Annotated in this window: 18 protein-coding genes; 14 read left to right on the forward strand and 4 right to left on the reverse strand. The window is 60.6% G+C overall.

From position 1 onward, the window contains the following. Positions 1-21: 21 nt before the first annotated feature. The 3 genes from CFA77_RS04755 to CFA77_RS04765 form a co-directional block, all read right to left on the reverse strand. Entirely contained in the window at positions 22-2112 is a 2091-nt protein-coding gene (locus CFA77_RS04755) for a TonB-dependent siderophore receptor (RefSeq protein ID WP_206992483.1), read from the reverse strand. Positions 2113-2180: 68 nt separating this feature from the next. Continuing rightward, the gene (locus tag CFA77_RS04760; protein ID WP_206992484.1) at positions 2181-2603 is read right to left on the reverse strand and encodes a DUF2946 family protein; all 423 of its coding nucleotides are present in this window, start codon (positions 2601-2603) and stop codon (positions 2181-2183) included. A gap of 134 nt (positions 2604-2737) precedes the next feature. Further along, positions 2738-3430 (reverse strand): hypothetical protein, encoded by a 693-nt coding sequence (locus tag CFA77_RS04765; RefSeq protein WP_206992485.1) that lies wholly within the window; start codon positions 3428-3430, stop codon positions 2738-2740. A 560-nt stretch (positions 3431-3990) separates the two neighbouring features. On the opposite strand from CFA77_RS04765, the gene rplJ reads away from it, so the two are divergent. The 9 genes from rplJ to tuf all read left to right on the forward strand — a co-directional run bounded on the left by rplJ (position 3991) and on the right by tuf (position 18539). Then, positions 3991-4506: a 50S ribosomal protein L10 gene (rplJ, locus tag CFA77_RS04770; protein WP_034812533.1), complete on the forward strand. Its 516-nt coding sequence runs from the start codon at positions 3991-3993 to the stop codon at positions 4504-4506. A gap of 58 nt (positions 4507-4564) precedes the next feature. Further along, positions 4565-4945, forward strand: coding sequence for a 50S ribosomal protein L7/L12 (rplL, locus tag CFA77_RS04775; protein ID WP_034812531.1), 381 nt, complete (start codon positions 4565-4567; stop codon positions 4943-4945). A 153-nt stretch (positions 4946-5098) separates the two neighbouring features. Then, positions 5099-9232 (forward strand): DNA-directed RNA polymerase subunit beta, encoded by a 4134-nt coding sequence (gene rpoB / locus CFA77_RS04780; RefSeq protein ID WP_206992486.1) that lies wholly within the window; start codon positions 5099-5101, stop codon positions 9230-9232. 119 nt (positions 9233-9351) lie between these two features. Beyond that, a complete protein-coding gene (rpoC, locus tag CFA77_RS04785; protein ID WP_206992487.1) occupies positions 9352-13572 on the forward strand; it encodes a DNA-directed RNA polymerase subunit beta' in 4221 nt (1406 codons plus the stop codon). 120 nt (positions 13573-13692) lie between these two features. Further along, complete coding sequence (locus CFA77_RS04790) at positions 13693-13950, forward strand: hypothetical protein (RefSeq protein ID WP_206992488.1); 258 nt, start codon at positions 13693-13695, stop codon at positions 13948-13950. A 256-nt stretch (positions 13951-14206) separates the two neighbouring features. Then, positions 14207-14578, forward strand: coding sequence for a 30S ribosomal protein S12 (gene rpsL, locus CFA77_RS04795; RefSeq protein ID WP_027837380.1), 372 nt, complete (start codon positions 14207-14209; stop codon positions 14576-14578). Positions 14579-14590: 12 nt separating this feature from the next. After that, positions 14591-15061 (forward strand): 30S ribosomal protein S7, encoded by a 471-nt coding sequence (gene rpsG / locus CFA77_RS04800; protein ID WP_034812523.1) that lies wholly within the window; start codon positions 14591-14593, stop codon positions 15059-15061. 90 nt (positions 15062-15151) lie between these two features. Further along, positions 15152-17299 (forward strand): elongation factor G, encoded by a 2148-nt coding sequence (fusA, locus tag CFA77_RS04805; RefSeq protein ID WP_034812521.1) that lies wholly within the window; start codon positions 15152-15154, stop codon positions 17297-17299. Between the two features lie 49 nt (positions 17300-17348). After that, positions 17349-18539, forward strand: coding sequence for an elongation factor Tu (gene tuf, locus CFA77_RS04810; protein ID WP_206990515.1), 1191 nt, complete (start codon positions 17349-17351; stop codon positions 18537-18539). A 66-nt stretch (positions 18540-18605) separates the two neighbouring features. Here the strand turns inward: tuf and CFA77_RS04815 are convergent, their stop codons facing one another. After that, complete coding sequence (locus CFA77_RS04815; protein WP_206992489.1) at positions 18606-19019, reverse strand: GtrA family protein; 414 nt, start codon at positions 19017-19019, stop codon at positions 18606-18608. Positions 19020-19180: 161 nt separating this feature from the next. On the opposite strand from CFA77_RS04815, the gene CFA77_RS04820 reads away from it, so the two are divergent. The 5 genes from CFA77_RS04820 to rplD all read left to right on the forward strand — a co-directional run bounded on the left by CFA77_RS04820 (position 19181) and on the right by rplD (position 22205). Next, complete coding sequence (locus tag CFA77_RS04820) at positions 19181-19930, forward strand: sulfotransferase (protein ID WP_206992490.1); 750 nt, start codon at positions 19181-19183, stop codon at positions 19928-19930. A 137-nt stretch (positions 19931-20067) separates the two neighbouring features. Beyond that, positions 20068-20247: a hypothetical protein gene (locus tag CFA77_RS04825; RefSeq protein ID WP_206992491.1), complete on the forward strand. Its 180-nt coding sequence runs from the start codon at positions 20068-20070 to the stop codon at positions 20245-20247. A 217-nt stretch (positions 20248-20464) separates the two neighbouring features. Beyond that, a complete protein-coding gene (gene rpsJ, locus CFA77_RS04830) occupies positions 20465-20785 on the forward strand; it encodes a 30S ribosomal protein S10 (RefSeq protein WP_027836784.1) in 321 nt (106 codons plus the stop codon). Then, positions 20785-21564, forward strand: a complete 780-nt coding sequence (gene rplC / locus CFA77_RS04835) for a 50S ribosomal protein L3 (RefSeq protein WP_206992492.1) — start codon at positions 20785-20787, stop codon at positions 21562-21564. The genes rpsJ and rplC overlap by 1 nt, the downstream gene beginning before the upstream one ends. After that, positions 21564-22205 (forward strand): 50S ribosomal protein L4, encoded by a 642-nt coding sequence (rplD, locus tag CFA77_RS04840; protein ID WP_034814212.1) that lies wholly within the window; start codon positions 21564-21566, stop codon positions 22203-22205. The genes rplC and rplD overlap by 1 nt, the downstream gene beginning before the upstream one ends. Positions 22206-22207: the final 2 nt, after the last annotated feature.

Consider the following 22207-nt stretch of genomic DNA (forward strand, 5'->3'; position numbering starts at 1 on the left):
GGGCGGGGGAGGGCAGAGGGGTCATCGGCCCACGAAGGACAGGCGGAGGAAGGCGCCGCGGCCGGCGCCGGGGAGGCGGGTGCCCACGGCCACGTCGCTCCAGGCGTTGCGGTTGTAGCCGGACAGGTGATCGCGGGTGACCCGATCGAAAAGGTTCTCCACGCCTGCTGACAGGCGCACGCCCTCTGTCACCTGCCAGTCGCCATACAGGCTGAGCGTGACATAGCCCGGTGTTTCGGCTTCGAGGTTTGTCACCGATACCTTGTCCTGTTCGGCCACGGCGCGGGTTTCCAGCGTGGCGGACCAATCCTGCGCCTCCCAGGTCAGGCCAGCGGTCAGGCTGGGCGGGGCGATGCGGTAGAGATCATCATCAACGTCGCGCCGCTCGCCGCGGACATAAGAGAAGACGGCATCTGCGCGCAGCGGGCCGGGCAGGTCCATGCCAGCATCAAGGTCAAAGCCGATGAGCCGCGCCTCGACATTGGTGAAGCGGAGCAGGGCGGACGAGCTGCCATGCATGCTGGCCATCATCTCTTCCATCGAGTCGGCCACGCCCGGCGTATCATCAAAGGGCGTACCCTGAATGAAGTCGTTGATCTGGCGGATATAGACCGTGGGCCGGATATAGGCCGTTTCGGTCACATAGTCGAAGCCGGTCTCCGCGATCAGGGCGACTTCCGGGTCGAGGGACTGGTCGCCCAGATAGACATTGCCATCGGCGAGGCCCGCGCTGGAGCCGGAGGGAAGCCATTGGAACCATTCCAGATAAAAGGGTGCGCGCGATTTCTGCGCCAGCGTTACGCGCCAGGTCAGGTCATCCGTGATCGGACGCCAGAGCCGGGCGGCAACGTCAAGTGTGGTCGCGTCCGTGCTGCGGTCAGAGGCATTGTAACTGGCGGCCAGCATCTTCTGGCCCATTGAGGCATCGGCCCCGAAGGTTGCCGTGCCGCCTGTGCCGTCATAGTCATCGACGCGCAGGCCCAGCTCGGCATTGAAGGCGCCGAGCGCGCCCATCCATTCCGCGAAGGCGCCTGTGCGGTCGATCACGATGTCTGGCAGGGAGTAGACGAAATTGTCGAGATTGCCCGGATCGACCACATGGATGTTGTGGTCTTCCTCGGCGGTGTCCGCGCCGATTTGCAGGCTGCCGCCAAAGGCCGGGAAGGTGGCGGCGATGTCTGCTTTCCGCGTGATGGCATAGGCGAAGGCTTCGCGTTGCATCATGGACGGGCGCAGGTCGAGCGTATTCATTCCGTGTGCGGCGTCGGTGTAGCTGGCAGACGCTTCGACCAGCACGTTTCCGAAGGCTTTCTCATAGCCGGCCTTCAGCACGTCTGTGTCGACGAAGCGGATGTCCATGCCGAAGGGCGGGTTGCCGGAAAAGCCGGTATTGTGGCGACGCCAGTCGAGGCTGAACTCGCCGAGATCGGTACGCAGGCCGGTGGCGAGGCCATAGATGCTGCGCTGGAATTCGGAGCCGCCAATCGTGCCGTCCTTGTATTCGGTATCGCCGCCTTCTTCGTAGGCCCCAAGCAGGTTTGCCCGCCAGGTGTCGGTGGAGGCACCGATAATGCCGCCGGTGGAGACGCTGTCATTCACGCTGCGCCCACCAATCGTCAGATCATAGCCGAGGCTGGCCTCCGACGAATTGGAATAGTTGGTCTTCTTGAAAACGGCATCGACGCCGCCGCCAATGCCGGGGCCTTCGGAGACCGGGCTGATGCCGCGGTCAATGCGCACGGCGGAGACAAGCGAGGTTGGCGCATAATGCAGGGCCGGGTCCATCAGGTTCGGGCCGCCGGAGGCGAAGCTGTGGCCATCAATGCGCAGGTTCAGGCGCGGGCCGAACAGGCCGCGATACTGCATCTGTCCGGACATTTCGCCATTGCCAATGCGGGCGGCGCCGGGCGTGCGGGCGATCAGGCGGGTGATGTCTACGCCGGTGAGTGGTGCAGCTTCAGATGCGAGTGCGGTGTCCGTCACGGTTGTGGTGCGGTGGCCGGTGACGATGATGACGTCCTGCAGGGCTGGGTCGGGCGTCTCGGCAGTAGCGAGCAGCGGGCAGGTGGCGAGGGCGAGCAGCGCCGTGCCGCCGGAAAGAATGCGTTTCATGTGTAAGTCCTCTTCGCCTGCCGGGAGCCGGTCAGGCGGTGTCTGATTGAATTTTCGGGAAAGTCAGATCAGGCGAGGATGGGCGGCCCGCGCGCAGGTAGGCGGGTGTCGATGGGCCGCTGGGTGAGCGGCAGGACATAGAGGCTGGCACCGAGCCGGGGCGGGCCAAACTCTATCGGAGCCGGCAAGGCGGGCGGCGTGTGCGGCAGGTCAAAGGCTGCGGTCAGCGCATAAGGGCAGGTCGAGGCGTCAGAGGCATCTGTATCTACGGGGGCATCCGGATCGAAATCATCTGGCAGCTTTTCCAGCGTGCCAGCCTCGGGATTGAGCCGCATCAGCGAGCCTGCGCCATCGCCGCAGATGCGGATGATGACGCTGCCATCCTCGGCTGCGTCGACCATGTAGCCTGCGGGCACCGCGCCGCGTACGCCAAGCCCGGCCACGAGGACCAGAAGCGCAAGGAGGCGGAGATGTCTGATCAGGGCAGGCATGGGGCGGGGCTATAGCGCGCCCTTTCCAGGATGCGAACGCGACACTTGCACACGGGGGAGGGTGAACCCGCAGCAGATGCGCCGCCGCCGGTGGGACCGGGGCGTTTGGTCAGGACTGGCGATGAGTGTGGGGGTCAGCTCGTATCCGAGCCAAGCGCCATCAGGACGAGGAGGTAGAGATCGGACAAGACCGGCACGGCTGGCTCCGTCTTTGCGATCTCAGCATGTTCCGGCGCGGGCGCGGCGGCGAGGGGGCTCAATCGCTTTGCGCCATTCGATGCCTGCCGGGCCATCCAGTGGGCCATGCGCATCGCATAAGTGTCGAGGTTGGCAAGGGCATCGGCGAGCGCCTGGGTCCGGCGGAGATAACGATCTTCGAAACCGGGCCTTGGGCGCGGGGGCTTGGGGGGCGCCTGGATGGGCGGAATGAAGGGCTGCGCCGTGTCATCCATCAGCGTTACGCGCGGGCATTCAGCCGGGGTGAGCAGGCGGCGCGGATCGCGGTCCTGTTCCGGTTCGATCAGGCGGAAGCGGGGCGCGCGCGGTTCGCGTTGCATCTCGGCAGAGGGGGCGGAGGCGGCCGGGCGCTTCGGGATTGCCGCAGGCGCCGGGGCGGGCGCATCCAGCCGCAGGGCCATGAGATAGATCACGCGGCGCAGCAAGTCTTCCACGAAGGGCAAATCCTGCATGCCGCGCCGGGCCAGCGCGAGGCCGTTGCCCGCAAGCCTTGTCAGCGCGGCCACCATCTTCGCCGCGATCTCCAGCGCGACGGCTTCAAGCCGGTCCGGCTCAGCGGCCGTGGGGATAGGGTCAGGATGCGTTTCCATGCGGTGCAGTATCGCCCAGCCCCAGACGAGGGGGATGAGATTGGCGAATTATTTCGCAAGCGATTGATTTGATTGAGACGGAGGGTTGGGAGTTCGTCGGATAGGCAATGCTCGCTTGCGCGAAATCCTGATTCGTGATGAAGGAATTGCAGCGATCCGAATGCGGGCCCGGTTTGCCCGCCGGCATATTATCGGGCTGTTCCCGCAGGCCGCGATTGGCTTTCCAGCCCGCCCTTGACTTTTTATCACAATGGGGGGTTGCGGGTTTCCACAAGAAGCGTTAACAACCCGCTCTTGACGGGAGTTCTCTGATATGCATCGGGGACCTCCCGTTTTCCTGTCCTAGACCATAGGCCCCTCTTTTCAGGGGGATAAAGACAGTCTTCTGTCACCTATGCAGACGGGGTGAGGCGTATAAACGGTTCGGATACAAGGGGTTAGCGCCCTGAGTTAAAAAACCGGGCAGGCCAATCCCTGGGCAGGCGCTGGAAGGCTGCAAGGCCAGAAGGCGATTACCAGGGCGGCCGGATGGTCCGGGCGCCTCAAACTGGAGACCCGCTATGGATAAAGCTGGAAAAACAGTGGCTCTCGAAACCCTCAAAGGGGTTTTCGGCGAGTCCGGTGCTGTCGTCGTGACGCACTATACCGGTCTTACCGTTGCGGAAATGACCAAGTTGCGCGGCATGCTCCGTAAGGATGGCGCACAGCTTAAGGTGGTCAAGAACCGTCTGGCGAAAATCGCTCTAGACGGACAAGGCGGCGATGCTGCCCAGGAGCTGTTCTCAGGTCCTGTGGCGATTGCTTACTCTCCCGATCCGGTGTCGGCGGCGAAAGCCACTGACGAGTTTGCCAGGGAAAACGACAAACTCGTAATCCTCGGCGCGGTGATGGGCGATCAGGTTCTCGATGCCAAAGGCGTTGAAAGCCTCGCGAAGCTGCCTTCTCTCGACCAACTTCGTGGCAAGCTTATTGGCCTCCTGCAGGCACCGGCAACGAAAGTTGCAGGCGTCGTTCAGGCTCCGGCTGGCCAGCTCGCTCGCGTGGTGGCGGCCTACGGCTCCAAGGATGCCGCATAAGCTACCCGTTTTCGCACTTTAAAGACTACAAACACCGAACCAAACAGGAATTAGAAAAATGGCAGATCTCGAAAAGATTGTCGAAGACCTCTCCGCTCTTACCGTTCTCGAAGCGGCTGAGCTGGCGAAACTGCTCGAAGACAAGTGGGGCGTTTCCGCCGCTGCTCCGGTTGCTGTTGCAGCCGCTGCTGGTGATGCGGGCGGCGCTGCTGCTGCAGAAGAAAAAGACGAGTTCGACGTGGTTCTGACCTCCGCTGGCGACAAGAAGATCAACGTGATCAAGCTTGTCCGCGAAGTTCAGCCGTCCCTCGGCCTGAAAGAAGCCAAGGAGCTCGTTGAAGCTGCTCCAAAAGCTGTCAAGGAAGGCGCTCCGAAAGCAGAAGCTGAAGAGCTCAAGAAGAAGTTCGAAGAAGCCGGCGCAACAGTCGAGCTCAAGTAAGCTCCGGCGACTTCAAATCCGGGCGGCGTTCGCGCGAGGCGTTGCCCTATCAAGACTTGCGCGGCGGTTTCATTTTGAGGCCGCCGCGAACTCGCGTTCTGGCGATATAGTTGTCAGCCCGGTGGCTGACGACACAAAAAATGGGATCCTGGGATGGCACTCTCCTTCACGGAAAAGAAACGTATCCGCAAATCCTTCGGGCGCATTCCCGAAGCCATCGAAATGCCAAACCTGATCGAGGTTCAGCGCGAAAGCTACGAACACTTCCTCCAGATGCACACCCCCGCCGACAAGCGGACGGATGATGGCCTGGGCGGCGTGTTCAAGTCTGTGTTCCCGATCTCCGACTTTTCCGAGCGCGCGACGCTGGAATATGTCTCTTACGAATTTGAAACGCCGAAATTCGACGTGGAAGAGTGCGTCCAGCGCGACCTGACCTATCAGGCGCCGCTGAAGGTTCGCCTCCAGCTCGTCGTGTTCGATGTCGACGAAGACACCGGCGCCCGCTCGGTCAAGGAAGTCAAAGAGCAGGAATGCTATCTCGGCGACATCCCGTTGATGACCGACAAGGGTACGTTTGTGGTGAACGGCACCGAGCGTGTGATCGTCTCGCAGATGCACCGCTCTCCGGGCGTGTTCTTCGATCATGACAAGGGCAAGACCCACGCCTCCGGCAAGCTGCTGTTCGCAGCCCGCATCATTCCTTACCGTGGTTCGTGGCTCGACTTCGAGTTCGATGCCAAGGACGTGCTGAACATCCGTATCGACCGCAAGCGCAAGCTGCCGGCGACGACGATGCTGTATGCGCTCGGCTATGACACCGAGCAGATCCTCGACCTGTTCTACACCAACTCCATCTATCGCATGGACAAGGCTGGCTGGATCACCGGTTTCCGCGCCGATGCGTGGAAGGGTGTGAAGCCCGAATACGACCTTGTTGATGCCAAGACCGGCAAATCCGTTGCCGAAGCTGGCAAGAAGATCACCGCCCTGAAGGCCAAGCGGATCGCGGAAGCCAATACAGACGAGATCCTCGTGCCGTCCGACGCTCTGGTCGGCAAGTTCCTGGCGCGTGATGTTGTGAACACCGAAACCGGTGAGATCTTCGGCGAAGCTGGCGACATGCTGGAAGAAGAAATCATCGCGGAAATGCGCGATTACGGCATCAGCACGATCGAAGTGCTCGACATTGATGCGTCCGGCCGTGGCCCTTGGCTGCGCAATACGCTGAAGGCTGACAAGAACGAAACCCGTTTTGAAGCCCTGTCGGACATCTATCGCGTAATGCGCCCAGGTGAGCCACCAACCCAGGACGCCGCTGACGCCCTGTTCGGCCAGCTCTTCTTCGATCCGGAGCGTTATGATCTCTCGGCTGTTGGCCGCGTGAAAATGAACATGCGCCTGAATGTGGGCGTGCCCGGCTATGAGGCCGCTCCTGACGACATGCGCGTGCTGCGCCATGACGACATTCTGGGTGTCATGAAGGTCATCCTCGACCTGAAGGACGGCAAGGGCGAAGTCGACGACATTGATAACCTCGGCAACCGTCGTGTCCGTTCGGTCGGCGAGCTGATGGAAAACAATTACCGCATCGGCCTCGTGCGCATGGAGCGCGCGATCAAGGAGCGTATGGGTTCTGTCGATATCGATACGGTCATGCCGCATGACCTGATCAATGCGAAACCGGTTGTGGCTTCGGTGCGTGAATTCTTCGGCTCCTCGCAGCTGTCGCAGTTCATGGACCAGACCAACCCGCTGTCGGAAATCACCCACAAGCGCCGCCTGTCAGCGCTTGGCCCAGGTGGTCTGACCCGCGAACGTGCCGGCTTTGAAGTGCGCGACGTGCACCCGACCCATTATGGCCGGATCTGTCCGATTGAAACGCCGGAAGGCCCGAACATCGGCCTGATCAACTCACTGGCCACTCATGCCCGCGTCAACAAGTACGGCTTCATCGAGAGCCCGTACCGCAAGGTCGTGAACGGCAAGCAGACCGATGAAGTGGTCTATCTGTCGGCCATGGAAGAGAGCATCTATTCCATCGCGCAGGCCAATGCGACCGTGGACGAGAAGGGCATGCTGGCGAATGAATTCGTCAACGCCCGTGTGGCTGGCGAAGCGACCATGGTATCGCGCGACGACATCCAGTTCATGGACGTCTCGCCGAAACAGGTTGTCTCGGTGGCTGCCTCGCTGATCCCGTACCTCGAAAACGATGACGCCAACCGCGCGCTCATGGGATCGAACATGCAACGTCAGGCTGTGCCGCTGGTCCAGTCCGAAGCGCCATTCGTCGGCACCGGCATGGAAGCCGTTGTGGCCCGCGACAGCCGCGCGGCCATCACGGCCCGCCGCTCCGGTGTGGTCGAGCAGGTCGACGCAATGCGGATCGTGGTTCGCGCCACCGAAGATCTCGAAGGCTCCAAGTCGGGCGTTGATATCTATCGTCTCGCGAAGTTCCGCCGGTCGAACCAGAACTCCTGTATCAACCAGCGTCCGATCGTGCGCGTGGGCGACGTCGTTTCCAAAAGCGATATCATTGCTGACGGTCCGTCGACGGATCTGGGTGACCTGGCGCTCGGTCGCAACGTGCTCGTCGCGTTCATGCCGTGGAATGGCTACAACTTCGAAGACTCCATCCTGATCTCCGAGCGGATCGTGAAAGACGACGTCTTCACCTCGATCCATATCGAGGAATTCGAAGTCGCTGCCCGTGACACCAAGCTGGGCCCTGAAGAAATCACCCGCGACATTCCGAATGTCGGCGAGGAAGCGCTCCGCAACCTCGACGAAGCCGGCATCGTGGCTGTGGGCGCCGAAGTCAAAGCTGGCGACATTCTCGTCGGCAAGGTGACGCCGAAGGGCGAAAGCCCGATGACGCCGGAAGAGAAACTCCTCCGCGCCATCTTCGGTGAGAAGGCGTCTGATGTGCGGGATACATCCCTGCGCGTGCCTCCGGGCGACGCCGGTACGGTCGTGGATGTTCGCATCTTCAACCGTCATGGCATCGACAAGGACCAGCGTGCCCTCCAGATCGAGCGTGAGCAGATCGAGAAGCTGCAGGAAGACAAAGAAGACGAACAGGCCATCCTGGAACGCAACACCTATAACCGTCTGCGCGATCTGCTGACGGGCAAGGAAGCCGCGGCCGGGCCAAAAGGCTTCACACCGGGCAAGATCAGCGCGTCCGCACTGGACGAGTTGAGCGAGACCCAGATGTGGGACATCGCCCTGAAGTCCGAAAAGGCCCAGGCCGACCTCGACGCCCTCCGCGATCAGTTCGATGGCGCGATCGGCGAGCTGGAAGCCCGTTTCAACGACAAGGTTGAGAAGGTCCAGCGCGGCGATGACTTGCCGCCGGGCGTGATGAAGGTCGTCAAAGTGTTCCTGGCCGTGAAGCGCAAGCTGCAGCCGGGCGACAAGATGGCCGGCCGTCACGGCAACAAGGGGGTTATCTCCAAGATCAACCCGCAGGAAGACATGCCGTTCCTGGAAGATGGTACTCCAGTCGATATCGTTCTGAACCCGCTGGGCGTTCCATCGCGGATGAACGTCGGTCAGATCCTCGAGACCCACACAGGCTGGGCCTGCCGTGGTCTTGGCCGGATCATCCAGAACGCACTCGACGAGTTCCACCAGAACAATGATGTCGAAGGCCTGAAGAAAGCCCTGAAAACCGCCTATGGCGAAGAGCAGGAGCTGCCGGCAGAAGATAGCGAGATCATTGAGCTCGCCGGAAACCTTCGCAACGGTGTGCCGATGGCCACGCCAGTGTTCGATGGTGCCCGCGAAAGCGACATCAACGCGATGCTGGAACGGGCGGGTCTCGACTCGTCTGGTCAGGTCAAGATGTTCGATGGCCGGACCGGTGTTCAGTTCTCGCGTCCTGTCACCGTGGGCTACAAGTATCTTCTCAAACTGCACCACCTGGTGGACGAGAAGATTCACGCCCGTTCGACCGGACCTTACTCGCTCGTTACGCAGCAGCCTCTGGGCGGCAAGGCCCAGTTCGGCGGCCAGCGCTTCGGGGAGATGGAAGTCTGGGCACTCGAAGCCTATGGCGCCGCTTACACGCTGCAGGAAATGCTGACCGTGAAGTCCGATGACACGGCCGGTCGTGCGAAGGTCTATGAGGCCATCGTTCGCGGTGATGACACGTTCGAGGCCGGTATCCCGGAATCCTTCAACGTGCTCGTCAAGGAAATGCGGTCGCTCGGCCTGAATGTCGAATTGATCGAAGAAGGTGGGGGCAACGACGATGCCGATACCCCCGTCGCCGCCGAGTAGAGCTGATACCAACCGGATAGCCCCGCCAGACCGGCGGGGCGACCCGGACGAAACTGAGATTTCATAGGGCAGGGGCCCGCCAGCCCCGAAACAACCGCCCACCCAAGGAGCAGACACCCATGCGCCAGGACGTCGCCAGCATTTTCAACCCGAATACCCCGTCGCCAACTTTTGAGGCGATCCGTATCTCTATCGCCAGCCCGGAAAAGATCCGGTCCTGGTCGTCAGGTGAGATCAAGAAGCCTGAAACCATCAACTACCGGACCTTCAAGCCGGAGCGGGACGGCCTGTTCTGTGCCCGTATCTTCGGCCCAACGAAGGACTATGAGTGCCTTTGCGGCAAGTACAAGCGCATCAAGTATCGCGGCATCACCTGTGAGAAGTGCGGCGTTGAAGTGACGCTGGCGCGCGTGCGCCGCGAGCGGATGGGCCACATCGACCTGGCTGCGCCGGTCGCGCACATCTGGTTCCTGAAGTCGCTGCCGTCCCGCATCTCCGCGCTGCTCGACATGGCGCTGAAAGATGTGGAGCGCGTGCTCTACTTCGAAAGCTATATCGTCATCGAGCCGGGCCTGACCGAGCTGGAGCCGCGTCAGCTGCTCACCGAAGAAGAATACATGGACAAGCAGGACGAGCTTGGCGAGGACGCGTTCACCGCCATGATCGGTGCCGAGGCCATCCGCGAATTGCTGCAGGCGCTGGACCTGCCGGTTCTGGCCGAGACGCTTCGCGAAGAGCTGGCTGAGTCCACGTCCGAACTGAAAACCAAGAAACTGTCCAAGCGGCTGAAAGTCGTCGATGCCTTCCTGACATCGCGCGCCAAGCCGGAATGGATGATCCTGCACGTGATCCCGGTCATTCCACCGGATCTGCGCCCGCTGGTCCCGCTGGATGGCGGCCGCTTTGCGACCTCCGACCTCAACGACCTCTATCGCCGCGTGATCAACCGGAACAACCGCCTGAAGCGCCTGATGGAACTTCGCGCGCCGGACATCATCATCCGGAACGAAAAGCGGATGTTGCAGGAATCCGTTGACGCCCTGTTCGACAATGGCCGTCGCGGCCGCACGATCACGGGCACCAACAAGCGCCCGCTGAAGTCGCTGTCCGACATGCTGAAAGGCAAGCAGGGCCGCTTCCGTCAGAACCTGCTCGGCAAGCGCGTCGACTATTCCGGCCGTTCGGTCATCGTGGTTGGCCCAAGCCTGAAGCTGCACGAGTGTGGCCTGCCGAAGAAGATGGCGCTGGAACTGTTCAAGCCGTTCATCTATGCGCGTCTCGACGCCAAGGGCCTCGCTGGCACCGTGAAAGCGGCCAAGAAGCTGGTCGAAAAGGAAAAGCCGGAAGTCTGGGATATCCTGGACGAGGTCATCCGTGAGCACCCGGTTCTGCTGAACCGTGCGCCTACGCTGCACCGTCTCGGCATCCAGGCGTTCGAGCCGAAACTGATCGAGGGCAAGGCCATCCAGCTGCACCCGCTGGTCTGCGCCGCGTTCAACGCTGACTTCGATGGTGACCAGATGGCCGTGCACGTGCCGCTGAGCCTTGAGGCCCAGCTGGAAGCCCGCGTCCTGATGATGTCGACCAACAACATCCTGTCGCCTGCCAACGGCAAGCCGATCATTGTTCCGTCCCAGGATATCGTCCTCGGCCTCTACTACCTGTCGCTGGACCGCGATGGCGAAGTTGGCGAAGGCATGATGTTCACCGACGTGGCAGAGATCGAACAGGCCATCGATAATGGCCACATCAGCCTGCACTCCAAGATCAAGGCCATGTATGAAGGCGTTGATGATGAGGGCAATCCATGGCGCCGTGTGATCGACACGACCGCGGGTCGCTTCATGATCGCCAACATCCTGCCGCGCTTCAAAGGCATCCAGCCTGACCTCGTCAACACGACGATGACCAAGAAGACGATCTCCAAGATCATCGACGAGGTCTATCGCCTGTGTGGCCAGAAGGCGACGGTGATCTTCTGTGACAAGATGATGGAGCTGGGCTTCCGTGAAGCCTGCAAGGCCGGCATCTCGTTCGGCAAGGATGACATGGTCATCCCGGCCGCCAAGCAGAAACTGGTCGACGCCACCAAGGAGCAGGTCTCCGAGTACGAACGCCAGTATGCTGACGGTCTCATCACGCGTGGTGAGAAGTACAACAAGGTGGTCGACGCCTGGTCGACCTGTACCGACAAAGTGGCTGATGCCATGATGGATTCGGCGGCTGAGGCACAGGTTGCCAAGGGTGACCGGAAGGCGCAGGTCAACTCGATCTACATGATGGCCGACTCCGGTGCACGTGGTTCGAAGAACCAGATGAAACAGCTGGCCGGTATGCGCGGCCTGATGGCCAAGCCATCGGGTGAAATCATCGAGACGCCGATCATCTCGAACTTCAAGGAAGGCCTGACCGTCCTTGAATACTTCAACTCGACGCACGGTGCCCGTAAGGGTCTGGCCGATACGGCTCTGAAAACGGCAAACTCGGGTTACCTGACCCGCCGTCTCGTTGACGTGGCCCAGGACTGCATCATCAACGAAGATGATTGCGGCACGGAAAACGGCATTGACATCGCTGCAGTCCTGGAAGGTGCCGACGTGGTCGTCTCCCTGGCTGAGCGCATCCTTGGCCGTGTCACGGCCGTGGACGTGAAGAATGTCGAAGGCGAACTGGTCGTTCCGGCCAATACCTATATCGACGAGGAACTGGCCGATACGATCGAGAAAGCCGGCGTAGACATGATCAAGGCCCGTTCGGCCCTGACCTGCGAAGCCAAGAACGGCATTTGTGTCCAGTGCTATGGTCGCGACCTTGCACGCGGCACCGTGGTCAACCGCGGCGAAGCCGTTGGTGTCATCGCGGCCCAGTCCATTGGTGAGCCGGGTACCCAGCTGACCATGCGGACGTTCCACATTGGTGGTGCGGCCCAGGTGGCAGACCAGTCCTCGGTGGAATCGAGCTTCGAAGGCACGATCCGCTTCAAGGATGCCGAGATCGTTGCCCGCAAGGACAAGTCGCTGATCGTGGTGGGCCGCCGCATGCAGGTGGAACTGGTGGACGCCGATGGCCGTACCCGTCAGTCTTTCCGCCCGGCATATGGTACGCGCCTGATGGTCACCGATGGCCAGAAAGTGCCTGCCGGTACGCTGCTCGCTGACTGGGATCCGTTTGCCCAGCCGATCGTTTCGGAAGTCACAGGCCAGATCAAACTGGTCGATGTGATCGACGGCGTGTCTGTCCGTGAAGAAACCGATGAAGCGACGGGCATCTCCTCGCGCGTCATCATTGACTGGCGTTCGGCTATCAAGTCGGCAGACATCAAGCCGTCGGTTCAGATCATCGGCAAGGATGGCGAGCCGGTGAAGCTGCCGAATGGTTCCGATGCGGTCTACCTGCTGTCCGTGGGCGCGATCCTGTCGGTTGCCGATGGTGACACGATCTCTGCCGGTGACACGATTGCACGTGTCACGACCGGTGGTGCGAAGACGAAGGACATCACCGGTGGTCTGCCGCGTGTGGCCGAATTGTTCGAAGCGCGTCGTCCGAAGGACCACGCCATCATCGCGGAAGTGGACGGCAAGGTCGTCTATGGTCGCGACTACAAGAACAAGCGTCGCGTCTCGATCGTTCCGCTGGAGGAAGATCGCGAGCAGATCGATTACCTGGTGCCGAAAGGCAAGCACCTTGCCGTTCAGGACGGGGACTTCATCAAGCGCGGTGAATACCTGATGGACGGTAACCCGGCCCCGCAGGACATCCTGCTGACGCTGGGCGTTGAGGCGCTCGCCAATTACCTGATCGACGAAGTGCAGAAGGTCTATCGCCTGCAGGGCGTGCCGATCAACGACAAGCACATCGAAGTGATCGTGCGTCAGATGCTGCAGAAGGTCGAGATCACTGATCCGGGCTCCACAGCACTGATCAAGGGCGAGCATGTCGACGTGATCGAGTTCGAACAGGCCAATGAAGCGGTGCGCAAGTCCCGCAAGAAGGACCAGGTCGAGGCGAAAGCCAACCCGCTCCTGCTTGGTATCACCAAGGCCTCCCTGCAGACCCGCAGCTTCCTGTCGGCAGCTTCGTTCCAGGAGACGACCCGCGTCCTCACCGAGGCGGCCCTCATGGGCAAGATCGACACGCTGGAAGGTCTCAAGGAGAACATCATCGTGGGCAGCCTGATCCCTGCGGGTACGGGCGGTGGTATCCGCCAGTTCCGCCGGGTTGCTGGCGATCGCGACCAGAAGCTTCGTGCCAAGCGTGCTGCTGCGGCGGCCAAGGAGCAGGAAGCGCTGGAAACGACGGCCGCGCTGCCGGCACCAGAGCCGGAAACCTCCGCCGAATAGGCCGGGCCTCCAGCTTGTACCATTCGGGAAAGCCTGCCAGTCTTGGCAGGCTTTCCTGCGTTTCGGGCCTAGGTCTGAACCAGACAGAAAGCCTGAACAGGAGCCTGAACGGGGAGCGCCATGCGCAGCACGCATTTTGATCGCAAGGATTTGATCGGCGCCGCCTGCGCGGCGCTGGCAATCGGGCTGATCGGCTTCCTGGCACTGGATGGCTGGGCCCGGGCGGACTGTCGTGAGTTGCTCAGATTCGGTGATTTTGCCTCTGCGGAAGGCGATGTGACAGACCCTGAACTGGCCGCATTGGACGCCCGCTTGCGGGCCGGGCAGGGGACCATTGAAGAGGCTGCATGCGTCCAGCAGATCGGATTGCCGTTTTAGGCAGACCGTGACGGGACCGAAACAGCTGTAGCCAGACAGCACGCCGCCCTTGACGCCAGCCCCTGAGAGGCTTAAACGCCACCAATCGTCAGAGAGGTAGAAGGCTTGAAAAGGCTGACTGCCGCACCGGAACAGGCGGTTTCGGTCAATCTGGCCCCCAAGTTTTCGTCCGTCCCGGAAGCCATTCTCGGCATTCGGGGCATCATTCGTTACCGGCCCATCGGGCCACTGAGATCAAAAGAGACAGAAGGCCCGAATGCCAACGATTCAACAGCTTATTCGCAAACCGCGTCAGCCAAAGCCGACGCGTACCAAGACACCGGCCCTCAAGGCTTGCCCACAGCGTCGCGGCGTTTGTACGCGCGTCTACACAACCACGCCAAAGAAGCCGAACTCCGCGCTTCGTAAAGTGGCCAAGGTGCGCCTGACGTCCGGCTTCGAATCGCTGTGCTATATTCCGGGCGAAGGCCACAACCTGCAGGAGCACTCTGTTGTGCTGATCCGCGGCGGCCGTGTGAAAGACCTTCCGGGCGTGCGCTATCACATCGTGCGTGGTGCCCTGGATACCCAACCCGTCAAAGACCGTAAGCAACGCCGTTCGCACTATGGTGCGAAGAAGCCTAAGTAAGGAAGCCGAAGCATGTCTCGTCGTCACTCTGCTGAGAAGCGCCAAGTCCTTCCTGATCCGAAGTTCAAGGACATCATTGTCTCGAAGTTCATGAACCAGATCATGCGCGACGGTAAGAAGTCCGTGGCCGAACGTATCGTCTATGGTGCGTTCGACCTGGTCGAAGGCCGCGCCAAGAAGAACCCGGTTGAAGTTTTCCATGAAGCCCTGGAAGCTGTTGCTCCGTCCGTCGAAGTGCGTTCGCGCCGCGTCGGTGGTGCCACCTACCAGGTTCCGGTTGAAGTCCGCACCGAGCGCCGTCAGGCTCTCGCCATTCGCTGGTTGGCCGCTGCTGCCGCTGGCCGCAATGAGAACACCATGCGTGAGCGCCTTGCTGGCGAACTGATGGATGCCTCTCAGGGCCGCGGCAATGCCGTGAAGAAGCGGGAAGACACCCACCGCATGGCAGACGCCAACAAGGCGTTTTCACACTACCGCTGGTAATCAGCACTGGAACTGCGGAGCGATTGCGGGTAACGCGCCCGAAAATCGCTCCGAACTTCCTCCCGGAAACCAGACACGAAGGTATATCTCATGGCCCGCGAATATACGCTGGATCGTTATCGTAACTTCGGCATCATGGCTCACATCGATGCTGGTAAAACGACCACGACTGAACGCATTCTCTATTACACCGGTAAATCTCACAAGATCGGTGAAGTCCACGATGGCGCTGCCACGATGGACTGGATGGAGCAGGAGCAGGAGCGTGGCATCACGATCACGTCGGCTGCGACCACGACGTTCTGGTTCCGCACCGAGGACGGCGTAAACCCAACCGGCATTTATGGCGACACGGCTGACGAAGCCAAGTTCCGCTTCAACATCATCGATACGCCCGGACACGTTGACTTCACGATCGAAGTTGAACGCTCCCTGGCCGTGCTCGACGGCGCAGTTTGCGTGCTCGACGCAAACGCCGGTGTTGAGCCGCAGACCGAAACGGTCTGGCGTCAGGCTGACCGCTACAAGGTTCCGCGGATCGTGTTCGTCAACAAGATGGACAAGATCGGCGCAGACTTTTTCAACTGTGTTCACATGATCAAGGATCGCACTGGTGCGATCCCGGCTCCGATCCAGCTGCCAATCGGCGCTGAGACCGAGCTGGAAGGCCATGTCGACCTGGTCACCATGAAGGAATGGGTCTGGGAAGGTGAAGACCTCGGCGCAAGCTGGGTCGTGCGCGAAATCCGCGACAGCCTGAAGGAAAAAGCCGAACAGATGCGCGCCGAGCTCATCGAGATCGCCGTCGAAATGGACGACGCGGCCATGGAAGCCTATCTGGAAGGCAACGAGCCTGACGAAGCCACCCTGCGGTCACTGATCCGCAAGGGCACGCTGTCCATGTCGTTCGTGCCGGTCATGGCGGGTTCTGCGTTCAAGAACAAAGGCGTGCAGCCAATGCTGAACGCTGTTATCGACTATCTGCCGGGCCCGCTCGACGTGCCAGCCTATATGGGCTTTGCCCCGGGCGACGAAGACGAAGTCCGCAATATCGAGCGCCGCGCAGATGATTCGCAGCCATTCTCGGGTCTTGCCTTCAAGATCATGAACGACCCTTACATGGGCACGCTGACCTTCACGCGTATCTATTCCGGTACGCTGTCCAAGGGCGACAGCTTCATGAACTCGACCAAGGGCAAGAAAGAGCGCGTCGGCCGTATGGTCATGATGCACTCCAACAAGCAGGACGAGATCACCGAAGCCTATGCAGGTGACATTGTTGCGCTTGCCGGCCTGAAGGAAACGACCACGGGTGACACGGTCTGTGATCCGAACAAGCCGGTCGTTCTGGAAACGATGACCTTCCCGGATCCGGTGATCGAGATTGCGGTTGAGCCGAAAACCAAGGCTGACCAGGAAAAGATGTCGGTTGGCCTGCAGCGCCTTGCTGCAGAAGATCCGTCCTTCCGTGTCGAGACCGATTTCGAATCCGGCCAGACGATCATGAAAGGCATGGGCGAGCTTCACCTCGACATCCTGATCGACCGTCTGAAGCGCGAATTCAAGGTTGAGGCCAATATCGGTCAGCCACAGGTGGCTTATCGTGAGAAGATCGGCCGCGCTGCCCAGATCGACTACACGCACAAGAAACAGTCCGGCGGTACCGGTCAGTTCGCGCGCGTCAAGCTGGACTTCGAACCCCTGGAATCGGGTTCGGGCTTCATCTTCGAAAGCAAGATTGTCGGTGGTGCTGTTCCGAAGGAATACATCCCGGGCGTCGAAAAAGGCCTGGAAAGTGCCAAGGAAAACGGCCTGCTGGCTGGCTATCCGGTGACGGATTTCAAAGCCACGCTGACAGATGGTGCGTTCCACGATGTCGACTCCTCGGTCCTCGCATTCGAGATCGCAGCCCGCGCTGCGTTCCGCGAGCTCAAGGGGCAGGGCGATCCGCGCCTGATGGAACCGGTCATGGCAGTGGAAGTTGTCACTCCGGAAGACTATATGGGCGATGTGATCGGCGACCTGAACTCTCGCCGTGGCCAGATCCAGGGCTCCGAGCCGCGCGGCAACGCCGTTGTGGTCAAGGCCTTTGTCCCTCTGGTCAACATGTTCGGTTATGTGTCCGACCTTCGCGGCATGTCGCAGGGCCGCGCCCAGTTCACGATGCTCTTCAATCACTATGATGAAGTGCCGCGTGCTGAAGCGCAGAAGATCATCTCGGACGTCGCTGGTTCGTAAACAATTGAGGCCGGTTCCCGGCTCGGTATTTGAATAAAGGAGAGGCCCGATGGGCAAGGCAAAGTTTGAACGTAACAAGCCGCACGTTAACATCGGCACGATTGGCCATGTTGACCACGGCAAGACGACGCTGACGGCAGCGATCTCGATGACGCTGGCAGCGGCTTCGGGTGGCGAGTCGAAATCCTATGCGGACATTGACTCGGCTCCGGAAGAAAAAGCGCGTGGCATCACGATCAACACGGCGCACGTGGAATATGAGACGGAAAACCGTCACTATGCCCACGTCGATTGCCCGGGTCACGCTGACTACGTCAAGAACATGATCACCGGTGCGGCGCAGATGGACGGCGCGATCCTGGTTGTGAACGCAGCTGATGGCCCGATGCCCCAGACCCGCGAGCACATCCTGCTGGCCCGTCAGGTCGGCGTGCCGGCTCTGGTTGTCTTCATGAACAAGGTCGACCAGGTCGATGATGAAGAGCTTCTGGAACTGGTTGAAATGGAAGTTCGCGAACTTCTGTCTTCCTATGACTTCCCGGGCGACGACATTCCGATCATCGCGGGTTCCGCGCTGGCCGCTGTTGAAGGCCGCGACGATGCAATCGGCAAGGACAAGGTTCTTGAGCTGATGGCAGCTGTCGACGAGTACATCCCGACGCCAGAGCGTCCGCTGGACAAGCCTTTCCTGATGCCGGTCGAGGACGTGTTCTCGATCTCCGGTCGCGGTACGGTTGTGACCGGTCGTGTCGAGCAGGGCATCATCAAGGTCGGTGAGGAAATCGAGATTGTTGGTATCCGCGACACGGTGAAGACGACCTGTACGGGCGTTGAAATGTTCCGCAAGCTGCTCGACCAGGGCCAGGCTGGCGACAATATCGGCGCCCTGCTGCGCGGTGTTGACCGTGAAGGCGTTGAGCGTGGCCAGGTTCTCTGTAAGCCAGGTTCGATCACGCCGCACACGACGTTCGAAGCCGAAGCCTACATCCTGACCAAGGAAGAGGGTGGCCGTCACACGCCATTCTTCACCAACTACCGTCCACAGTTCTACTTCCGTACGACGGACGTGACGGGTGTTGTGACGCTTCCGGCCGACAAGGAAATGGTCCTGCCGGGCGATAACGTCAAAATGGATGTCGAGCTGATCCAGCCGATCGCCATGGACCAGGGCCTGCGCTTCGCGATCCGCGAAGGTGGCCGTACGGTCGGCGCCGGCGTGGTCTCGGCCATCAAGAAGTAAGCCCTGTTCCCATCAGGCAGTAACGAGAAGGCCGTCCCAAAAGGGGCGGCCTTTTTTTATCGGGCGTCAGGTGCGGGCGAAGACCCAGTATTTATTGATCAGGAAATTGACCGTGAGCGATGCGGCCGCGCCCAATCCGAAATAGACGAGCGCCAGAAGCGGACCGGGCGAGCGCATCAGTTCCAGTGCGCCGATGATGCCGACACGCACACAGAAGGCTGCGCCGAGCGAGGTCAGGTTGCGAACAAGCCGACCTGACGAAACGGTTGAACTGTCATGCCCGAACGTCCAGAATTCATGGACAAAATAGAAAACCAGCCCGGTCACGATGAAGGCGATCGCTGCCGACAGGGTAAGGCTGAGCTGGCCGCCAAGCCGCAATGCCATGGTCAGCGCCAGATCCATGCCGAAGGCCGCAATGCTGGCCAAGCCATAGCGGACGGCCGGGCGGCTGAGCAAGGAAGACAGGGGAGGCTTCATCGGGGGCCTTCGGATGAGGGGGCAGGTGAGACCGAAGTGTCCGTGAAAAGCGTGAGGCCTTGGTTAAACAAGGTGAATCGCGCATTCACCCTGCAACACTTTGCGACACAAGAACCGCATTCCGGCAAAATCAGGCAAGACACCCGCGCTATTCCGGATGCATGGCAAGACGCATCGATTTCATCATAGCCGGCGTTCAAAAGGCCGGCACCACGTCGCTGGACGCATATTTGCGCCAGCATCCCGATATCTGCATGGCGAAGAAGAAGGAACCCCACTTCTTCGACAGGCGCCCGCCAACGGGCATCCGCCCGCTGGACTACTGGCTGTATCATCGCCACTTCGATTGGAAGGCCTGGCGCGACGGGTGCATGCTGGGCGAGGCGACGCCGATCATCAGCTGGTGGAACGGCGCGCTGGAACGGGTCTGGGTGTATAATCCCGATATCCAGATCATCGTGATCCTGCGCGATCCGGTGGAGCGTGCCTGGTCTCACTATCGCATGGATTGCCGGCTGGGACGCGAAACGCTGCCCTATCCGATTGCGATCCGCCAGGAGCGCGAACGCGCCCGCCGGGCCTTGCCAAATCAGGACCGGGAACGCTCTTACCTGGCGCGCAGCTATTACGCGCCTCAGATCCGGGAGCTGAGGCGGTTGTTTCCGGATGATCAGCTCCTGTTCCTGCGCAGCGAAGACCTTGCAGCCGATCCGCAGCGAGAGCTGGCCACGGTTTGCCAGTTCATGGGTTTGCCTGCGCGCAAATTTGACGTCTCCACCCAGTATAATGCGGCGCCCGAAGCCGACCGGATGAGTTCAGATGACCGGGACTATCTGCGCCGTGTCTTTGCGCACGACGCGGCCGAAACCCGCGCCCTTCTGGGCTGGGACCAAGGCGCATGGAGCGTGTGAGGGGAGGGTGGTGTGGCCCCGCCCTCTTGCCTCATGGGCGAGAGGGGCGGTCCCATGCAAGAACGAAGGAAGTAGCTTTTCATTTCCAGGGCTCCCAGTAGACTTGCGGCCTACTGCATCTGGAAAGCTGACACCTCATGAAACGCATTCTTCCCGCTATAGTGCTGATCTTACTGTTTGGCGCACCCGCTGTGACGGCCATGCAAGATGACATGAGAAACGAGAATTGGCCTGCTGGAACGCTGAAATCCACCCAATTCGAATTGCGGGCCCTGTTCGATTTGCCACCCGTCTCGGAAATGCCGCCTGAGCGATAGAGACTGAGAGTTTTACCCCTGTGAGTCTTTCTGCATAAAAGCTTCACGACTCAGTTGACGCGGGCCTATCGATCCCATAAACCCCCGACTTCGCCGGGATGGCAGCGCTTTATAGAGCGAACGCTCCCTCGAAACAGACAATTTAATCCCACGCTACGCCCTGGCGCACTTCTGCGCCACGTTGGGGCTAACGTGTTTTGTGCGGACGGACCGAACGATGGAACGACAAAATATCCGGATCAGGCTCAAGGCCTTCGATCACCGCGCCCTCGACATGTCGGCGAAAGAGATTGTGAGCACGGCCAAGCGCACCGGCGCTGAGGTCAAAGGCCCGATCCCGCTGCCGACCCGTATCGAGCGCTTCACCGTGAACCGCTCGCCGCACATCGACAAGAAGTCGCGCGAGCAGTTTGAAATCCGGACCCATAAGCGGATCCTCGACATTGTAGACCCGACCCCGCAGACGGTGGACGCGCTGATGAAGCTCGACCTGTCGTCCGGCGTTGGCATTGAAATCAAACTTGAGGGAGGCCGCTAATGGCTCTGCCAGCACCCCGTTCCGGCGTGCTTGCCCGCAAGGTTGGCATGACACGCGTATTTGACGAGAGCGGCCGCCACGTGCCGGTCACCGTCCTGTCGCTTGATGGCTGCCAGGTTGTTGGCGTGCGCACTGAAGAAGAGCGCGCCGTGAAGACCAAGAAGGGTGGCGACGTCACCCGCACGGACGGCTACCAGGCTGTCATTCTCGGCATCGGCGAAAAGAAAGCCAAGCGCACGTCCAAGGCGCTGCGTGGCCAGTTCGCAAAAGCCGGCGTCGCGCCGAAGCGCAAGCTGCGCGAATTCCGCGTCTCTGGCGACCTGCCGGAAGTTGGCGCTGAAGTCCTGGCTGACCATTTCGTTCCGGGTCAGAAAGTTGACATTGCCGGCATCACGATCGGTAAGGGTTTTGCCGGTGCGATGAAGCGCTGGAACTTTGGTGGTCTGCGCGCCACGCACGGTGTGTCCATCTCTCACCGTTCGCACGGTTCGACGGGTATGAACCAGGATCCGGGCCGCGTGTTCAAGAACAAGAAAATGGCCGGTCATTACGGCGTTGAGCGTGTCACCACCCAGAATATGGAAGTGGTACGCACCGACGTTGAGCGCGGCCTCATCCTGGTCAAGGGCGCTGTGCCTGGCCATGACGGCAGCTATGTTGAAGTCCGCGACGCGGTGAAGAAGCCTCTTCCGGCCGACGCACCAGCGGCTGGCTCCTTCAAGGCAGCGAGCGCGGCTGCCGCGCCAGCAGCTGAAGCAACTCAAGAGGGTGCTGAATAATGGAACTCGCAGTCAAAACCCTTGCCGGCAAAGCCGCTGGAAACATCACGGTTGATGATGCCATCTTCGGCATCGAAGACATCCGTGGTGACATCCTGCAGCGCACGGTTCGCTGGCAGCTGGCCAAGCGTCAGGCTGGTACGCACAAGACCCAGACCCGCGGCGAAGTCAGCCGCACCACGAAGAAGTATATCCGCCAGAAAGGTTCCGGCGGCGCGCGTCACGGTTCCCGGAATGCGCCGATCTTTGTTGGTGGTTCTGTTGCGCACGGACCAAAAGTCCGCAGCCACGCTCACGACCTGCCTAAAAAGGTCCGCAAGATGGCTCTGGCTCACGCCCTGTCTTCCAAGGTGAAGGCGGATGCGGTCATCGTGCTGGACGAGGCGATCCTGTCGGCTCCGAAAACGAAAGAGCTGGTCGGTCAGTTCGCAGGTCTCGGTATCGAGAACGCGCTGATCATCTCCGGCACGACCGTGGACGAGAATTTCGCCAAGGCGGCTCGCAACATTCCGAACGTCGACGTGCTGCCGGTTGCTGGCCTGAATGTCTATGACATCCTGCGCCGCAAGAAGCTCGTCATCACCAAGGAAGCGGCCGAAGGCATCAAGGCCCGTTTCGATGGCGCCAAGGAGGCTAAGTAATC

This window comes from Hyphomonas sp. KY3 (assembly GCF_017309975.1).
Taxonomy (GTDB): domain Bacteria; phylum Pseudomonadota; class Alphaproteobacteria; order Caulobacterales; family Hyphomonadaceae; genus Hyphomonas.